The 16,604-nt window shown below is 61.6% G+C and carries 10 protein-coding genes and 1 pseudogene; 9 read left to right on the top strand and 2 right to left on the bottom strand.

Features of this window, described 5'->3' with window-relative positions:
* Position 1: 1 nt before the first annotated feature.
* Positions 2-529, bottom strand: a complete 528-nt coding sequence (locus tag BLP99_RS20510; protein WP_076405765.1) for an NfeD family protein — start codon at positions 527-529, stop codon at positions 2-4.
* A 223-nt stretch (positions 530-752) separates the two neighbouring features.
* Here BLP99_RS20510 and BLP99_RS20505 point away from each other — a divergent pair, with 223 nt between their 5' ends.
* The 6 genes and pseudogenes from BLP99_RS20505 (at position 753) to BLP99_RS20480 (ending at position 9,633) form a co-directional block, all read left to right on the top strand.
* A complete protein-coding gene (locus BLP99_RS20505) occupies positions 753-998 on the top strand; it encodes a DUF2789 domain-containing protein (protein WP_072397653.1) in 246 nt (81 codons plus the stop codon).
* A 151-nt stretch (positions 999-1,149) separates the two neighbouring features.
* Positions 1,150-1,731, top strand: a complete 582-nt coding sequence (locus tag BLP99_RS20500; RefSeq protein WP_072397655.1) for an alpha/beta hydrolase — start codon at positions 1,150-1,152, stop codon at positions 1,729-1,731.
* Positions 1,732-1,786: 55 nt separating this feature from the next.
* Positions 1,787-2,602 (top strand): annotated as a pseudogene (locus BLP99_RS20495) (sigma 54-interacting transcriptional regulator); the annotation flags it as partial.
* Between the two features lie 356 nt (positions 2,603-2,958).
* Positions 2,959-3,912 (top strand): hypothetical protein, encoded by a 954-nt coding sequence (locus BLP99_RS20490; protein WP_072397657.1) that lies wholly within the window; start codon positions 2,959-2,961, stop codon positions 3,910-3,912.
* Between the two features lie 25 nt (positions 3,913-3,937).
* Positions 3,938-8,674 carry an RHS repeat domain-containing protein gene (locus BLP99_RS20485; protein ID WP_092181566.1) on the top strand — a complete coding sequence of 1,579 codons (4,737 nt, stop codon included), beginning with the start codon at positions 3,938-3,940 and terminating at the stop codon, positions 8,672-8,674.
* Positions 8,675-8,850: 176 nt separating this feature from the next.
* Complete coding sequence (locus BLP99_RS20480) at positions 8,851-9,633, top strand: MetQ/NlpA family ABC transporter substrate-binding protein (protein ID WP_072397661.1); 783 nt, start codon at positions 8,851-8,853, stop codon at positions 9,631-9,633.
* A gap of 310 nt (positions 9,634-9,943) precedes the next feature.
* On the opposite strand, the gene BLP99_RS20475 is transcribed toward BLP99_RS20480, so the two are convergent.
* Complete coding sequence (locus BLP99_RS20475; protein WP_072397663.1) at positions 9,944-11,104, bottom strand: AAA family ATPase; 1,161 nt, start codon at positions 11,102-11,104, stop codon at positions 9,944-9,946.
* 182 nt (positions 11,105-11,286) lie between these two features.
* On the opposite strand from BLP99_RS20475, the gene BLP99_RS20470 reads away from it, so the two are divergent.
* Genes BLP99_RS20470 through BLP99_RS20460 form a run of 3 tightly spaced genes read left to right on the top strand, consistent with a single transcriptional unit; the run spans position 11,287 to position 16,528 of the window.
* Positions 11,287-12,390 carry an efflux RND transporter periplasmic adaptor subunit gene (locus BLP99_RS20470; protein ID WP_072397665.1) on the top strand — a complete coding sequence of 368 codons (1,104 nt, stop codon included), beginning with the start codon at positions 11,287-11,289 and terminating at the stop codon, positions 12,388-12,390.
* A complete protein-coding gene (locus BLP99_RS20465) occupies positions 12,387-13,451 on the top strand; it encodes an efflux RND transporter periplasmic adaptor subunit (protein ID WP_072397667.1) in 1,065 nt (354 codons plus the stop codon). Before BLP99_RS20470 ends, BLP99_RS20465 begins: the two co-directional genes overlap by 4 nt.
* Positions 13,448-16,528, top strand: a complete 3,081-nt coding sequence (locus BLP99_RS20460; protein ID WP_072397683.1) for an efflux RND transporter permease subunit — start codon at positions 13,448-13,450, stop codon at positions 16,526-16,528. The genes BLP99_RS20465 and BLP99_RS20460 overlap by 4 nt, the downstream gene beginning before the upstream one ends.
* Positions 16,529-16,604 lie beyond the last annotated feature (76 nt).

Here is a 16,604-nt window from a genome sequence, read left to right as displayed (position 1 = left end):
CTCATGCTCCTTGTGAATCAGCGGGGGCCACTTCCAGCAACAGGCCCTTGCGGGCGGTCACCCGCACGGCTTGCCCAGCTCGCATCGGTGTCGCGCATGCCACCTGCCAGCGCTCGCCTTCCAGCCAGACCCAGCCATGGTGAGGGTTGCCGGCCTGGAGCCCGGTGATCGTGGTGACGCTCCCCAACAAGGCGGCATCGCCGCTGACGGCCCGGCGCGGCCGGGTTTTCAAGGCGCGAATCAGCAGGGCGACCAGCAACAAGCCGCTGGCCAGGCCCAGTCCGATCATCAAGGGAGCAGGCACATGGGTATCGGTCAGGATGATTGCGCCGACGACACACAAAATGATGCCGCCCAGCCCGGCGACGCCGTAGTTGGGCAAGGCTGCCTCGGCGATCAGCAATCCCACGCCCAGGGCAATCAGCCAGAAACCCAAGGTGTCGGCAGCGGCTAGCGTAAAGCCTTCGCTTGCGAGGGCCGGACCGCCCAGGGTCAGTAGCAGTGCGACCGTCAAGCCGCGAATGTTCACTGGAACCTCCGCATTGCATGCGTGGTGACGTTACCTTGAGTCTAGTCGAGCCGGGGGCTGAATGAATTTTGATCAGTTCGACGGTGATGCAACGGGCTAGACTCTGTACGGAAAGTCTTGAAACGTGAGGCACGTTTTCAACGCAACATGAACGAGTATCAAGGCTTTTCGTACAGCGCCTAGACTGTAGAAACCCAGCCATCCGCCTACGCCAGGAGCCCCCATGGAAAACCCGATCCACACCCTTCCGGCGCTGTTCAAGCAACTGGGCCTGCCGGATGATGCCGAGAGCATCGATAAATTCATCGCCAGCCATTCGCCCCTCAAGCCTGGCCTGCATCTGGCGGACGCCTTTTTCTGGAGCGAGGGCCAGCGGCAGCTGCTGCGGGACGAAATCCTCGAAGACGCGGATTGGGCGGTGGTGGTGGATCAACTGGATGTGTTTCTGCGCAAAGGACGAAACGAATGATGCGGCGTGTTGGCCCTCTGGCCGGCTTAGGTTGGCGTGGCTGAGCGCGTGCGTTATTTCAAAATAGAATTAATAAATAGCTTCTTATTCCTTAGCTTATATAACACTCCTCCCTATACTCCTCCGTGAACAGACACGCAGGAGAGCACCCATGCGCAACGAATCGATTCGCTACCTGATCGTGCCAGGCTGGCAAGGATCGCCGGAAAATCATTGGCAGACTCACTGGCACAACAGCTTGCCCAACAGTGCCCGGGTCGAGCAGGCCGACTGGCTGACACCGCGGCGCGAAGACTGGGTCGCCGCCCTGGCCGAGGCCATTGCCGCCGATAGCACACCGGTGATCCTCATCGCCCACAGCCTGGGTTGCATCACCGTTGCCCATTGGGCCGCCACTGCGCCGTTGCAATTGCTGCGGCAGGTGCGTGGTGCATTGCTGGTGGCACCGGCGGATGTGGAGCGCCCGAGCTGCGCGCCGGCATTGCGCAATTTCGCGCCGATTCCCCGCGGACTGTTGCCGTTCCCAAGCCAGGTAGTCGGTTCCGACAACGACGAGGCGGTGAGCGCGCCGCGTGCCTTGGAGCTGGCGCGCCACTGGGGCGCCGAGGCCGGAATCCTGGCCGGGGCGGGGCATATCAATGTGAAGTCCGGCCACCAGCGTTGGGAGCAGGGGTTCGCGTATCTCTATCGCCTGCAAAGCCGAATGCAGCATCACGCACTGCGTCGCGCCTGAATCACCTTTTGTCAGTGCCCTTGCGTCTTACCGGCGGTGCAGGGTGGGAGTCGTCATGAGTTCGCATGAACATTTCGGTCAGTCGTTGCTGACCTTTCCCGATGCGGAAAAAAGCCCCCTGAGCATCCGCGCCAAGGCGCTGGTGTTTGTCGATCCACGGTCGCGACAGTTGCGCCAGGAGCTGGAAGCGCTGGCACCGCGCTCGGTCGCGGTGCTGATTCGCGGTGAAACCGGCACCGGCAAGGAATTGCTGGCCCGTCACATCCATCGCGAGAGCAATCGCGGTGGGTTGTTCGTCTCGGTCAATTGCGGCGCCATCAGCCCGACCTATGCCGATGCCGAATTGTTCGGTTACGCCGCCGGCAACCATAGCGGTTCAGCCAGCAGCCGGGCCGGTTGGTTCGGCTCGGCCAATGGCGGCACGCTGTACCTGGATGAGATTGGGGACCTGCCGCTGCCGATCCAGGTCAAGTTGCTGGCTGCCCTGGAAAATCACGAAGTCACCCGCGTCGGCGCCCACCAGCCCAGCCCCGTGGACGTGCGCTTGGTGGCGGCCACCAGCATCGATCTGGCGCAGGCGGTGGCCGCCGGGAAATTTCATGACCGGTTGTATCACTACCTCGGTGAGGGCCGGCTCGAGTTGCCGCCCTTGCGCGAACGGGTGGGCGATATCCTGTCTCTGGCCGAATACTTCCTGGGCATCTACAGCCAACGCCTCGGCCTGGCGGTGCCACTGATCAGCGAAGCGGCACAGCGTGCGCTGGAACAGCACAGCTGGCCGGGCAATACCCGGGAGCTGGAGAACGTCATTCATTTCGCATTGCTGGTGAGCGTAGGCGATTACATCCTGCCGGAGCATCTTAATCTGCCGCGTTTAACGCATGTTCAATAAGGACTAGATAAAGAGCTACAAGTTTATCGAGCGGGGTAAACGGGCGATTGATTGGAGTGTTTTGCAGGTCTCGGTTTTAGCATATAAAAAAGTTTCCGGATATTTTGCCCTGACGACTTTCGAGTTGTCGGGGTTTTTGTTATGTGAGCATTAAATCCGTCTTTTCAGATATTGCTTTTGTATGTGCGAATTTTAAGTGTCTTGTACAAATAATTTGTGTGGTTTTAGCGCTTGATTGCAGATGCCTCGAAATTGTTAATTGAATGGGCGAAAGCAACGCGGTCAGTCGAGTTGTGCTGGTCGTGAATCAATTAACTTGAGTGATGAGGATTTAAATGAAGTACGAAACCAATACGCCTGTCGCGACGCAACCATCGGGATGGCACAGGTTGGAGAATTTTGGAGTTTTTTCCGTGACGGGGGGCAACCAGTTATATAGCAACGGTAATCAACAATTGATGGTAAGGGTATTTGTCCAGGTTCAGAGTTGGCTGGCCAGCAGCCTTCCCCTGACCCAGTCTGAAATCGATTCCATTGTCCTGGTTGATGGGCATACAGGGTCCGAGCTCATCAAGGACAGGAATCGTGGTGATGTCGGCGCATGGAAATACACCGACCAGCAGGATGCCCGCTTCCGCCAGCTTCCTCCCAACCTGCCCGTGCGGGGCTCGGTACCGTCTGGGGAGTTTGTCTATACCAAGGATTTCTACGTTACGTCCAGCTCCGATAAACCGATCGAACTGCAGTTGCGCATCACCCGGGCAGACGGCGAAACCTTTCTATCCAGAAAGCAGGATGAGTTGGGCACGCTTACGTTGGTCCCACTTCAACCGGCGGTCTATAGGTCCGAGCAGTATTCGATTAGTCGAACCAAATTCGACTACTACAGCGCGAAGGGAGATATCGAGAAGGTCGAGGTTCTGATGTTGGATCTGGTAGTTGATCAACAGCTAATGAGGTTCTATGACGGTTTTTGGATGAACTATCAATTGCGAATGGGAAGTTCGGATAAGCGCTATTCGGGTTACTACCTTATTGGCTACGGGAATGGTCGACCTATACATACAAATGCTCAAGTGCCTTGGGAGCGGCCGGATGCAATGGGAAGGCATCATAGCGAAAACGGGCGTGTCGCATTGGTTCTGGCCTACGGGAAGCTCGGACCGGTCTGGGTGAGAAGCTCTCTCAAGAGCACTTCGCTGGAACTGACCGACATGTACGGAAATCCTCATGCTTTACGCGTGGAGATGTCTGATGATCCGCTGACGGTTCGCGTGACCAGAATCTAAAGTCATTTCGTTCAAGGAAGAACCGATGAATACCTCTTCACCCCTCCAAGGTCAGTTGACCTCGGCGGCCTTCAAGTTCGACAGTTTTGTTCGTTCGGGCGTGGACCCGCGCACGGGTAGCTGCAATTGCAGCGTGGCGCTGGACGCGGCGCCGGATGACGCCGCCGTCGGATCTAGCGTATCAGCGACCCTGGCATACGATTGCTTCAATGATCAGGACCTGGGTTTCGGCGCCGGTTGGGCCTTGCGCACCTGCAGTTATGACCAGCGCCGACGAAAGTTGACGCTGACGAGCGGAGAAACCTACCAGCTCTACACCGATGGAAACCAGGTGGCTTTCCAGGATAAGAAACTCGATAACTTGCGCGTCACGATGCAAGGCAATGAACTTTTCATCGAGTACATCGATGGAAGAGTCGACGTGCTGTCGCGCCCCGGTGCGACATTCCACGAATGGCTGCTTGCACGGGAGTACAGCCCCGAGGGCAAGGAAACGCTTTACGAGTACCGTCCTGTCGCGGGCCGCCTGCAACTGGTGGCGGTTTACCGGCAGGATCGCCGCATCCTGAAAGTCGACTACGCCCGAGCCAGGTCGACGGCAACGACCATCACCCTGTGGCCGGACGTACCTTCAAGGAAACTCCAGTACCTGTTTGTCCTGCGCAACGGAACGCTCCAACACATCAGGCTGATCACTGCCGAAAAACTTCCATTGACCTGGACCTTCGACTACGCGCGTATCAATGGTTTTCTGCTGATGACCGAAATCAGCCAGCCAAGCGGGGCCCGGCAGACGCTTCGGTACCAGGCCGAGGGTCACAGGCTTCCCGCCGGGGCACCGGTGCCCTACCTGCCTGTTGTATCTCAATCCATCATGGCCCCTGGCGGGGGCCAGCCAGCGATCATCACCTTGTATGAATATTCCGTGAGTAATTTCCTAGGGCATGGCGCGGGGGTACGCTGGTCTGCCGAGCGTGATGTGCTGTATGACGTCAGCGGTCATTACGAATACTCCTGCACCCAGATTCAGATGGCCCCTGGTAAAGGCGGGCCGCGTGAGTCTTCCCGGGTCATACGTACCTACAATCGCTTCCACTCGATGATTTCCCAACGGACGATCAGTGGCAGCAAGATGCAGTTGCGGGAAATCGTATACTACGATGTGCCCAATCGGGCTTTCAGGGATCAGCCTGCGCAGTTCCAGATGCAGCGCATCGTGCGCGACAGCTTCTTCGATACTCGCGCGACTCCCGTAAAAAGTCGGGTCGAGACCACCCATACCTCCTACGACGAACATGGCAATCTGCTGGAAAAAACCAGCCCGGGTGGCGTACGGGAAGTCTATGAGTATTTTCCGGCGCAAGGGAGCGCGGATTGCCCTGCCAGCCCCATAGGCGTGCCTTGTTTTCTGAAACAGAAGTGGATCATCGCCTCGGCCGAGTTCGCCGCAGCGCCGACCACCGTGGTGCGCTACACCTACAGCCAATTGCCGTCGCTGCTGGCGGGTCACCGCTGTGTCCGGCTCGCCAGCGAGACGCTCTGCGAGGAGGGCGTCGCCGAGCCTCGGGTGGCGTGTCGATTGAAGTATGTGAACAACGTCAAGGACGCCTTTCATGGACGTCTGCAAAGCAAGGTAGAAACCGTAGGCGGCGTGCGCCGCAAGCATCACTATGCGTACCGGCATGAAGACGAAAACGTTCGCACCGACCAGACCTTCCGCGCCGAAGGGCTGAGCCACCTGAGGCAGGAGTGGCATGATGTGTGCGGGTGGCTGGTCAAGACCTGCGATTGCGGGGGCAATACCGTCAGCATGGAATATGACTCACTGGGGCAACTGACCCGTGAAACCGTGATGCCCGACACGGGCCATGCGGCGTCGCGCCAGTTCACCTACCAGGCCGGTGCTGCCTCCGATGATGGCCTTGCCAGCGTCACCGTCAAGGATGCCCGCGGCGTCCTGACCGTCACCCGCAGCGACGGGCTGGGTCGTACCGTGAAGGTCGAGAAGCAGGACGTCGACATGCCCGGCGCACCCATGCGCGTGATCTACGAGGCCAGTTACGATGGCCTGGGACGCCTGCAGGCGGATGCACAGACCGACTGGTTCGACGGCGAGCCGAAAACCCTCGACACCCACTACGAATATGACGAGTGGGGCCATCAGAACCGCACCATCCGCCGCGGGCGCGAAGTCACTCATGACGAGATCGATCCGGTGGCGCGCACCCGTACCGAGTGGAAGGAGGGCGGCGGCAAGACCCGTACCTTCATTAACGCCCTGGAAAAGCCATCGCGGGTCGAGCGCGTGGACCGTTCCGGCGTCGTGGGAGAGGTGACCCTTTACGAATACGATGGCCTGAGACGGTGCATCCAGCAGACAGCCGCCGACGGAGGGGTGACCTGCTACACCTACGATCTGGCCGGCCGCGTGCTGAATACCACCTTGCCCGACGGTACCCTGGTCGAGAAGAAATATGCCGCCCAGAGCCAGGGGGACTACCCCACACAGATCAGCGCCAACGGCTATGCACTGGGAACCCGCACCTACGACGGGCTGATGCGCGTGACCCACAACCAGGCGGGTGGTCGTACCGAACGGATGGTCTACGAGGGTTCCGGCAGGAACCCCACGCAAAAGAGCACCGCGTCTGGAAAAACCTTGCGGTTCACCCTCGATCCGTTGCTCGCCGATGACGTCACCAGTCGCTCCGGCAGCCAGGCGTCCGTCGCTGCCAGCCATCGGTTCGACCCCCGTACAGGTTTGCTCCAGGAATCGGCCAACTCGTTGGTACAGCGGCGCATGGAGTATTGTCCCTCCGGCCGTCTCAGCCGGGAATCGTGGGTCACGGCCCTCGACCGGTTCGACAGCGGGCAAACCTGTTCGCTGATGGGCAAGCCGATTGGCTACACGGACGTCAGCGGCACGGTTCGCACCTGCCTCTATGATCCGACCGGACGCCTGGTGGGCATCACCCAAGGCCCTGCTGCTCTCCCTGTTCAGGAGCGCATCAGTGCAACGTACTCCTACGACGCCCGGGAGCAAGTCAAGTGCATCACCGTCACCGATCCCCGATCGGGCCTTTCGCTGGTCACCGAACTGGACTACGACGAATTTGGTCGCGAAATCCTCCGGCGCTCCTCCCAGGGAAATGATGTCGTCGAGGTGAGCCAGTCGTTCGGCCCGGGCGACAGGCTCAGCCAGCGTACGCTCAAGTCCAACGCAGCCGTGCGTGTCGAGACGTTTGCCTATGACCTGCGGGGTCGATTGACGCGTTACGCCTGCCAAGGACCGCAGGCGCCAGTGGATGCCCAGGGCAAGGCCATCGTCTCGCAGGACTTCACCTATGACGCGCTGGACAACATCCGCCAGGTCGTCACGCATTTCCCAGGCGGCGTGAACACGGCAACGTATCGGTATGACCTGGTCGATAAAACCCAACTCAGCGGCGTCAGCCACAGTCACCCCGACTATGCATCCGCCGATTCGACCTTTCGCTACGACGCCGACGGCAATCTGCTCAACGATTGCCGTGGGCATCAGTTGATCTACGACGAACTGGGGCGGTTGGAAAGTGTGGCTTCGGCTGACTCGAAGTCGATATTGGCGCGTTATCGGTACGATGCCTCTGACCGCCTTCATGCCGTTGAGCTGGCAGGACACAAGCCCTGTCGGCGCTTCTACCGCGACGAGCAGTTGTGCAGCGAAGTCGCGGGGCAGGATAGCCGCAGCTTCATGCATGAAGAGCGGCAGCTGCTGGCGTTGTCCCAGGGCCAGGAAACGGTGCTGTACAGGACGGATGGTTGTGGCAATGTCCTGCAGGCTCTTTCCGGCGGCGACAGTCTCCGGCATGACTATTCGCCCTATGGGCAACGCGCGGCGGCAGAGGGACCGGGCAGTCTGTTCGGTCTCGGTGGCGAGCCGCAGGATCCGCTGACCGGCTGTTATCTGCTGGGCAACGGCTATCGGGCCTACGATCCGGTACTGATGCGATTTCACCGGCCAGACGACTGGAGTCCGTTCGATGGGGGAGGTCTCAATCCTTATGCCTATTGCCTGGGCGACCCCATCAATCTGAGCGATCCCACCGGCCATATCTCTACCTGGGGCTGGATCAAGATTGGCATTACCGCTGCTTTCGCCATCGCCTCCGTTGCGTTCACCCTGGCGACCCTGGGGGCATCCGCGCCCTTGATAGGCATCTCGTTTTCGGCGGCAACGGCCTTGACGCTGGAGGTGGTGTCAGGTACGGCCTCGATCGCGTCCATCGTGCTGGAGGAGGCGGCTCCGGACGCCGTCGCGACCCAGGTGCTGAGCTATGCCAGCCTGGCCTTGGGCGTCGTGTCCGGCGGCGCTTCCCTGACAGGGAAGCTGCTGGGCAGAGGGACATCGGTGGCCCTGCGCAATACGGTCGAGTCCCTCGGTGACGCCGTGACGCTGGGCCGCAGCAACGCCTTGCGCGGGACACGCATCGGTGGCTACGCCAGGGCGGCGAGCCCTCTGGTCAGAGGCGGCGGGCGGCGCAACCTCGTTGCCTTGCAAAACGACCTTCGAGATGTGCTGACCGCCAAGGACGTGACCAGTTATGCCCATTACCCGCTCAAGGGGGGCACCTACGTCATCGACAGGGACAAGTACATCGAAAAAGCCCAAGGGTTTCTGGGGTTGGCAGGGGAAAGATCCAGTGGTCCCCGGCATGGCGAGGCACCTGACGATATCTACGGAGACATCAGGGAGCGAAGCGCGCAAATCCGATTCGCATGAAGGGCACGCGAAAGGGTTATTCATATATGAATTATCGATATATACATTTAGATAAAAGATATTGTTAAGGCATAAAAAATATCGGTATCTTCCGTACCACGCCAGCGATAGCACTTCGCTGGCACCCAACGTTGGCCGTCGTCCATGACGACAGTGATATTCGATAAGGACACTGCATGAAAAAGGTTCTGTTGTTCACCGCATTGGCGGCAGCCCTGGCTTCGGGCCTGGCCCAGGCGGCGGAAAAACTGGTGGTGGCGGCGACGCCGGTGCCCCACGCTGAAATCCTCGAGCTGATCAAGCCAGCCCTGGCCAAGGAAGGCGTGGACCTGCAGATCAAGGTCTTTACCGACTACGTCCAGCCCAACGTACAGGTCGATCAGAAGCGTCTGGACGCCAACTACTTCCAGACCTTGCCGTACCTCAAGAGCTTCAACGAGGGCAAGGGCACCAACCTGGTGACCGTGATCGGCGTACACGTCGAACCGTTTGGCGGGTACTCGAAGAAGGTCAAGAGCCTGGCCGAGCTCAAGGATGGCGCGACCATCGCCATCCCCAACGAAGGCAGCAACAGCGGCCGTGCCCTGATCCTGCTGCAGAAGGCTGGACTGATCGAACTCAAGGATCCGAAAAACGCCCTGGCCACGCCCAAGGACATCGCCAGGAACCCGCACAACTTCAAGTTCAAGGAACTGGAGTCGGCCATGCTGCCGCGGGTGCTGGACCAGGTGGACCTGGACATGATCAACACCAACTATGCGCTGGAAGCGGGTCTCAACCCGGCCAAGGATGCCCTGGTGATCGAAGGTTCGGATTCGCCCTATGTGAACTTCCTGGTGGCTCGCCCGGACAACAAGGACAGCGCCGCCATGCAGAAGCTGGCCAAGGCCCTGACCAGCCCGCAAGTGAAGGCTTTCATCGAGCAGAAATACAGCGGTGCGGTACTGCCGGCGTTCTGATCGAGCAACGCGTGCTTGAAACTTTCAACGCCGACGGCTTGGCCAGCGTCGGCGTTTTTTATTGCCTGCCATTGCGTTACGCAGGTCGTGCCTTCAATGCCCGGCGCAGGGCCACCAGCAGCTTGACGATATCTTGTGGGTCGAGGGGTTGCGGGGCTTTCACGTCAGCCATTTTTTATCGTCCTTGTGATGGAAGCCATGGAGTCTGGCCTTGAGCTGCGGTTCCTTGGAGAGGTTGCTGGAAAATTAGACCCTTCCTACAGCGCAAAGGAAAATAGCCTTCTTACTCGGCCTCTGCAAATACCGTCAGTCAATCCGGCCAGTTCCACGCGGGGGCATCCAGCATGCCCTGGCCCACTACGCCGGTCTGGCCCAGGTCTTTCTCCAGCATGATGCAATTGCAATCATCGTCCTGCTGCAAGGCGGCGATCAGGCGCGTGGCGTGGGATACGACCCAGACCTGGCAATTGGCCGAAGCCCGGATGATCAACCGCGCCAAGGCAGGCAACAGGTCCGGGTGCAGGCTGGTTTCCGGCTCGTTGAGCACCATCAGCGAGGGCGGTCGCGGCGTGAGCAGGGCGGCCACCAGCAGCAGATAGCGCAGGGTGCCGTCCGACAGCTCGGCGGCGGATAGCGGACGCAGCAGGCCATGCTGCTGGAATGCGATGGCGAAACGTCCGCCCTGGAGTTTTTCGATGTCCAGGCGGGCGCCGGGAAATGCATCGCCGATGGCGGCATGCAGCGCCTGGAAGTCGCCGATTTCAAGGATGGTCTGCAGGGCGGCCGCCAGGTCGCGGCCGTCGTGGTGCAGCACCGGCGTGCGGGTGCCCAGTTGCGGCTGGCGCACCGGGGCCTCGGCGTCGCTGCGAAAATGATCGTAGAAGCGCCAGCGACGGATGAACTCGCGCATCTGCAAGACCTCCGGGGACGTACGCAGGCTGCCCACCTGGTCGAACAGGCTGTCGAAGGTGGGGGTGTGCTGGGCCAGGACATCCCATGAGCGACCCTCTCGGGCGCGCACCATCGGCCCGTTGCGGTCCACCAGCAGGCTGGCGGGACGAAAGACCGGCCCGGCCCAGATGGTTTCGCGCTTGATCTGCGGATCCAGCGAAAACGCGGAAAGACTGGGTTCCGGCAGGCCCAGGGCGATCGAATAGGAGAAATCTTCGGCGGCGAATCCCAGGCGCAGGCGTTTTCTGGCCTGGCGCACGTTGCCCTGGACGGGTACCTCGCCGTTGCGCATGCGTCGGCTGATGTGCTCCGGCCCGGCCCAGAAGGTCGAATCCAGTCCGCCTTCACGGGCCAGGGCGTTGACGACCCCGCCTTGGGCCGTTTCCGCCAACAGCCGCAGGGCGCGGTACAGGTTGGATTTTCCGCTGCCGTTGGGGCCGGTGATCAGGTTCAGGCGGCCGAGGGGAATGACCAGTTCATTGATGGATCGGTAGTTGGCCACCGCAAGGGTCTTGAGCATGAGAGGTTGTCCTGCTGGCTGGACTTGCAGGCGCCGACTCGCTTGGCTTGCCGTTGCCTGTGCAAAAAGGGCAGTTTGCCTGATCGGCGTGTGCATTGTGATTCTGTTGCAAGCACTGAACCCTGCTCTAAGCTCACAGTCGTATCGTCACTGGCACGTCCGTACAACGCAAAGGAGTCTGCATGGCTGGTCCCCGAATCGAACTGGTTGTTGGCTTGGGTTTATGTGCGTTGTTGGCGGGATGCGGTGAGGAAAAGGCCGTGGAGAAAGCGCTGCCGCGGGTTTTCGTGCAGCAAGCCACGCCCAGCGAATACGCGGCTTCGGTGACCCTGACCGGCGATGTCCAGGCTCGCGTGCAGACTGACCTGTCGTTTCGCGTGAGCGGCAAGATCATCGAGCGCAAGGTCGATGTGGGCGATCGAGTCTCGGCCCGGCAGGTGCTGGCGCGGCTCGACCCCCGGGACTTGCAGACCAATGTCGATTCCGCCGAGGCCCAGGTGGCCGCCGAGCAGGCGCGGGTCAAGCAGAGCGCGGCAGCGTTCACGCGCCAGCAGAAACTCTTGCCCAAGGGCTACACCAGCCAGAGCGAATATGACGCGGCCCAGGCGCAACTGCGCAGCAGCCAGAGTGCATTGAGCGCCGCCCAGGCCCAGCTCGCCAATGCCCGCGAACAACTGAGCTATACCGCGCTGATCGCCGAGGCGCCGGGCATCATCACGGCGCGCCAGGCGGAGGTTGGCCAGGTGGTGCAGGCCACGGAGCCGATCTTCAGCCTCGCCCGGGACGGTGAGCGCGATGCGGTGTTCAACATCTACGAATCCCTGCTCAGCGAGCCGTCCGCGGATCCGGCCATCGTGATCAGCCTGTTGGACAACCCGGCCATCCAGACCTCCGGCAAGGTGCGCGAGATCACGCCCGCGGTGTCCGCCGAGACCGGTACCGTGCAGGTCAAGGTCGCCCTCGATAGCCTGCCCGAAGGCATGCGCCTGGGATCGGTGGTCAGCGCCACCGCCAAGTCCGCCGGCAAGACCGCCGTGGAGCTGCCGTGGTCGGCCTTGACCAAGAACCTCAGCGAGCCCGCCGTATGGCTGGTGGACGACGAAGGCAAGGCCCAATTGCGAACCGTCACCGTTGGCCGCTACCTGACCGGCAAGGTGATCGTCAGCGATGGGCTCAAGGGAGGCGAGAAAGTCATCACGGCGGGAGGCCAGTTGTTGCACCCCGGCGTGCATGTTGAAATTGCTGAACATCCCACCGAACAGAAAACCACAGGAGCCCAACCATGAAGCGCTTGTGGATGGTCCTGGCCGGCCTGGCGCTGGCAGCCTGTTCGAAGGAGGAAGCGCCGCCCGAGCCCGTGCGCCCGGTACTGTCCATCGAAGTGCGGGCCCTGGACCAGCAGGCCCTGGGGCGGTTCGCCGGCAATATCCAGGCACGTTACGAAAGCAATGTGGGGTTTCGCGTAGCCGGGCGTATCGCTCGCCGCAATGTCGATGTCGGCGCCGAGGTGAAGAAAGGCGATCTGCTGGCCACCCTCGACCCCACCGACCAACAGAACCAGTTGCGGGCCGCCCAGGGCGACCTGGCGCGGATCGAGGCGCAATACATCAATGCCCAGGCCAATGCCCGTCGCCAGCAACAGCTGTTCGATCGCGGTGTCGGTGCCCAGGCGCAGCTGGACATCGCCCAGACCGACCTGAAGACCACCGGAGCATCCCTTGAGCAAGCCCGGGCTGCGGTGGAACAAGCCCGTGACCAGCTCAACTACAGCGAGCTGCGCACCGACCACGACGCGGTTGTCACCGCCTGGCATGCCGAGGCCGGGCAAGTGGTCACCGCCGGCCAGCAAGTGGTGACCCTGGCGCGCCCGGACATCAAGGAAGCGGTGATCGACCTGCCGGCCGGACTGGCCGAGCGCCTGCCCCCGGACGTGGTGTTCGAAGTGTCTGCGCAACTGGACCCGGCCACCCGCACCACCGCGACCGTACGCGAGATCGAACCCCAGGCCCAGAGTGCTACCCGTACCCGTCGCGCCCGCCTGACGCTGGCCGATACGCCGCCGGGCCTGCGCCTGGGCACGGCCATCGGCGTGACGTTGAGCTCGGCCATCGAGCCGCGCATCGAGCTGCCGCTCAGCGCGCTGCAAGAGGTCGACGGCAAGGCACGGATCTGGCTGGTCGACCCGCAAAGCCAGACCGTTTCTCCCCGTGACGTGCGCATTCTCGAACGTTCGGCGGATGCGGTGCTGGTGGCCAATGGCATCAAGGCCGGCGACCGCGTGGTCAGCGCCGGTGTGAACAGCCTCCAACCGGGGCAGAAAGTGAAACTCGACGAGGACGCACGATGAAAGGGCCTTTCAATCTTTCCGAATGGGCCCTGCGGCATCAGTCGTTTGTCTGGTACCTGATGTTCGTCGCGCTGCTGATGGGCGTGTTCTCGTACATGAACCTGGGGCGCGAGGAGGATCCTTCGTTCACCATCAAGACCATGATCATCCAGACGCGCTGGCCCGGCGCGACCCAGGAGGAAACGCTCAGGCAGGTCACCGACCGCATCGAAAAAAAACTCGAAGAGCTCGACTCCCTCGACTACGTCAAAAGCTACACACGTCCGGGTGAGTCGACGGTCTTCGTGTACCTGCTCGACACCACCAGCGCCAAGGACATCCCCGAGATCTGGTACCAGGTACGCAAGAAGATCAACGATATTCGCGGCGACTTCCCTCAAGGCCTGCAAGGCCCGGGTTTCAACGATGAGTTCGGCGATGTGTACGGGTCGGTCTATGCCTTTACCGGCGACGGCCTGTCGATGCGCCAATTGCGCGACTACGTCGAGCAGGTGCGCGCCGAGGTCCGCGATGTCCCCGGCCTGGGCAAGGTGGAAATGATCGGCGAGCAGGACGAAGTGCTGTACCTGAACTTCTCCACCCGCAAGCTCGCCGCCCTGGGCATCGACCAGCGCCAGGTGGTGCAGAGCCTGCAATCCCAGAACGCCGTGACGCCGGCCGGGGTGATCGATGCCGGCCCCGAGCGGATCTCCGTGCGTACATCCGGGCAGTTCCAGTCGGAGAAGGACCTGGCCAACGTCAACCTGCGGCTCAACGATCGTTTCTATCGGCTGGCCGACATCGCCGATATCAGTCGCGGTTACGTCGACCCTGCCACGCCGATGTTCCGTTTCAACGGTACGCCGGCCATCGGCCTGGCCATTGCCATGAAAAAGGGCGGCAACATCCAGGACTTCGGCAAGGCGCTGCATGCGCGAATGAACGAGCTGACCGCCGACCTGCCGGTGGGCGTCGAAGTCCACACGGTGTCGGACCAGGCCGAGGTGGTGGAAGAGGCGGTCGGCGGCTTCACCAGCGCCTTGTTCGAGGCGGTGGTGATCGTGCTGGTCGTCAGCTTCATCAGCCTGGGCATCCGCGCCGGACTGGTGGTGGCCTGCTCGATTCCATTGGTGTTGGCGATGGTCTTCCTGTTCATGGAATACAGCGGCATCACCATGCAGCGGATCTCCCTCGGTGCGTTGATCATTGCCCTCGGCCTGTTGGTGGACGATGCGATGATCACCGTGGAGATGATGGTGACGCGCCTGGAAAAGGGCGAAACCAAGGAGCAGGCCGCGACCTTCGCCTACACCTCCACCGCGTTCCCGATGCTCACCGGTACCCTGGTGACCGTGGCCGGCTTCGTGCCCATCGGCCTGAACGCCAGCTCCGCTGGGGAGTACACCTTTACCCTGTTCGCGGTGATCGCCGTGGCGATGCTGGTGTCCTGGATCGTCGCGGTGCTGTTCGCCCCGGTGATCGGCGTGCATATCCTCAGCACCAACGTGAAGCCCCACAGCGCCGAGCCGGGGCGGATCGGTCGGGCGTTCAATGGCGGCCTGCTGTGGGCGATGCGCAATCGCTGGTGGGCCATCGGCATCACCGTGCTGCTGTTCGTGCTGGCAGTGTTCTGCATGCGTTTCGTGCAGAACCAGTTCTTTCCGTCTTCGGACCGCCCCGAAATCCTGGTGGACCTCAACCTGCCGCAGAACGCCTCGATGGAGGAAACCCGCAAGGCCGTCGATCGCCTGGAAGCGACCCTCAAGGGCGACCCGGACATCGCGCGCTGGAGTACCTATATCGGCGAGGGCGCGATCCGTTTCTACCTGCCGCTGGACCAGCAACTGCAGAACCCGTACTACGCGCAGTTGGTGATCGTGAGCAAGGGCCTGGAGTCGCGCACGGCCCTGACCGAACGCCTGCACAAACGCCTGCGCGAGGATTTCGTCGGCATTGGCAGCTATGTGCAGTCCCTGGAAATGGGCCCACCGGTGGGCCGGCCGATCCAGTACCGGGTCAGCGGCAAGGACATCGACCAGGTGCGCAAGCACGCCATCGAGCTGGCCACCGAGCTGGACAAGAACTCCCATATCGGAGAAATCATTTACGACTGGAACGAGCCGGGCAAGGTCCTGCGCATCGACATCGCCCAGGACAAGGCGCGGCAGTTGGGGCTATCTTCCGAGGACGTGGCCCGGTTGATGAACAGTATCGTCAGCGGCTCGCCCGTGACCCAGGTCAACGACGACATCTACCTGATCAACGTGGTCGGACGTGCCGAAGACGCCGAGCGTGGGTCTCCGGAAACCCTGCAGAACCTGCAGATCGTCACGCCCAGCGGTACTTCGATCCCGTTGCTGGCGTTCGCCACGGTGCGCTATGAGCTGGAGCAGCCCTTGGTCTGGCGGCGTGATCGCAAGCCGACCATTACCATCAAGGCCGCCGTGCGCGACGAAATCCAGCCCACCGACCTGGTCAAGCAATTGCAGCCGGACATCGACCGCTTCGCCGCCGGCCTGCCTGTGGGCTACAAGGTCGCCACCGGCGGTACGGTGGAGGAGAGCAGCAAGGCCCAGGGTCCGATCGCCAGCGTGGTGCCGCTGATGCTGTTCCTGATGGCGACGTTCCTGATGATCCAGCTGCACAGCGTGCAGAAGCTGTTCCTGGTGGCCAGCGTCGCGCCCCTCGGCCTGATCGGCGTGGTGCTGGCGCTGGTGCCCACGGGCACGCCCATGGGCTTCGTGGCGATCCTGGGCATTCTGGCGCTGATCGGCATCATCATCCGCAACTCGGTGATCCTGGTCACCCAGATCGACGAGTATGAGCGGGCCGGCTACACGCCCTGGGACGCCGTGGTGGAGGCCACGGAACACCGACGCCGACCGATCCTGCTCACGGCGGCCGCGGCAAGCCTGGGCATGATCCCCATCGCCCGGGAAGTGTTCTGGGGGCCGATGGCCTACGCGATGATCGGCGGGATCATCATCGCCACCTTGCTGACGTTGCTGTTCCTGCCGGCGCTGTATGTCGCCTGGTACAAGATCCGCGAGCCCAAGCGTGACGGAGACCGGGGCAGATCCCTCGGTGAGGGGAGTTGATCCGGCATAAGGGGAGTTGACCTGTGGTGATGAGATCCATCCTGTGGTGAGGGGGTCTAGCGAAACGTGTGATGGG

Origin of the sequence: Pseudomonas sp. NFACC32-1, assembly GCF_900101215.1 — a bacterium.
Lineage (GTDB): Bacteria > Pseudomonadota > Gammaproteobacteria > Pseudomonadales > Pseudomonadaceae > Aquipseudomonas.
The sequence above is the reverse complement of the archived record's forward strand: the minus strand, read 5'-3'. Positions and strand labels throughout refer to the sequence as shown.

Bases quoted from the DNA above. Each gene is read 5' to 3' on its own strand.
- BLP99_RS20485 (WP_092181566.1), top strand. From the start codon at position 3,938: ATGAATACCTCTTCACCCCTCCAAGGTCAGTTGACCTCGGCGGCCTTC.
- BLP99_RS20460 (WP_072397683.1), top strand. From the start codon at position 13,448: ATGAAAGGGCCTTTCAATCTTTCCGAATGGGCCCTGCGGCATCAGTCG.
- BLP99_RS20490 (WP_072397657.1), top strand. From the start codon at position 2,959: ATGAAGTACGAAACCAATACGCCTGTCGCGACGCAACCATCGGGATGG.
- BLP99_RS20505 (WP_072397653.1), top strand. From the start codon at position 753: ATGGAAAACCCGATCCACACCCTTCCGGCGCTGTTCAAGCAACTGGGC.
- BLP99_RS20480 (WP_072397661.1), top strand. From the start codon at position 8,851: ATGAAAAAGGTTCTGTTGTTCACCGCATTGGCGGCAGCCCTGGCTTCG.
- BLP99_RS20470 (WP_072397665.1), top strand. From the start codon at position 11,287: ATGGCTGGTCCCCGAATCGAACTGGTTGTTGGCTTGGGTTTATGTGCG.
- BLP99_RS20500 (WP_072397655.1), top strand. From the start codon at position 1,150: ATGCGCAACGAATCGATTCGCTACCTGATCGTGCCAGGCTGGCAAGGA.
- BLP99_RS20465 (WP_072397667.1), top strand. From the start codon at position 12,387: ATGAAGCGCTTGTGGATGGTCCTGGCCGGCCTGGCGCTGGCAGCCTGT.
- BLP99_RS20475 (WP_072397663.1), bottom strand. From the start codon at position 11,104: ATGCTCAAGACCCTTGCGGTGGCCAACTACCGATCCATCAATGAACTG.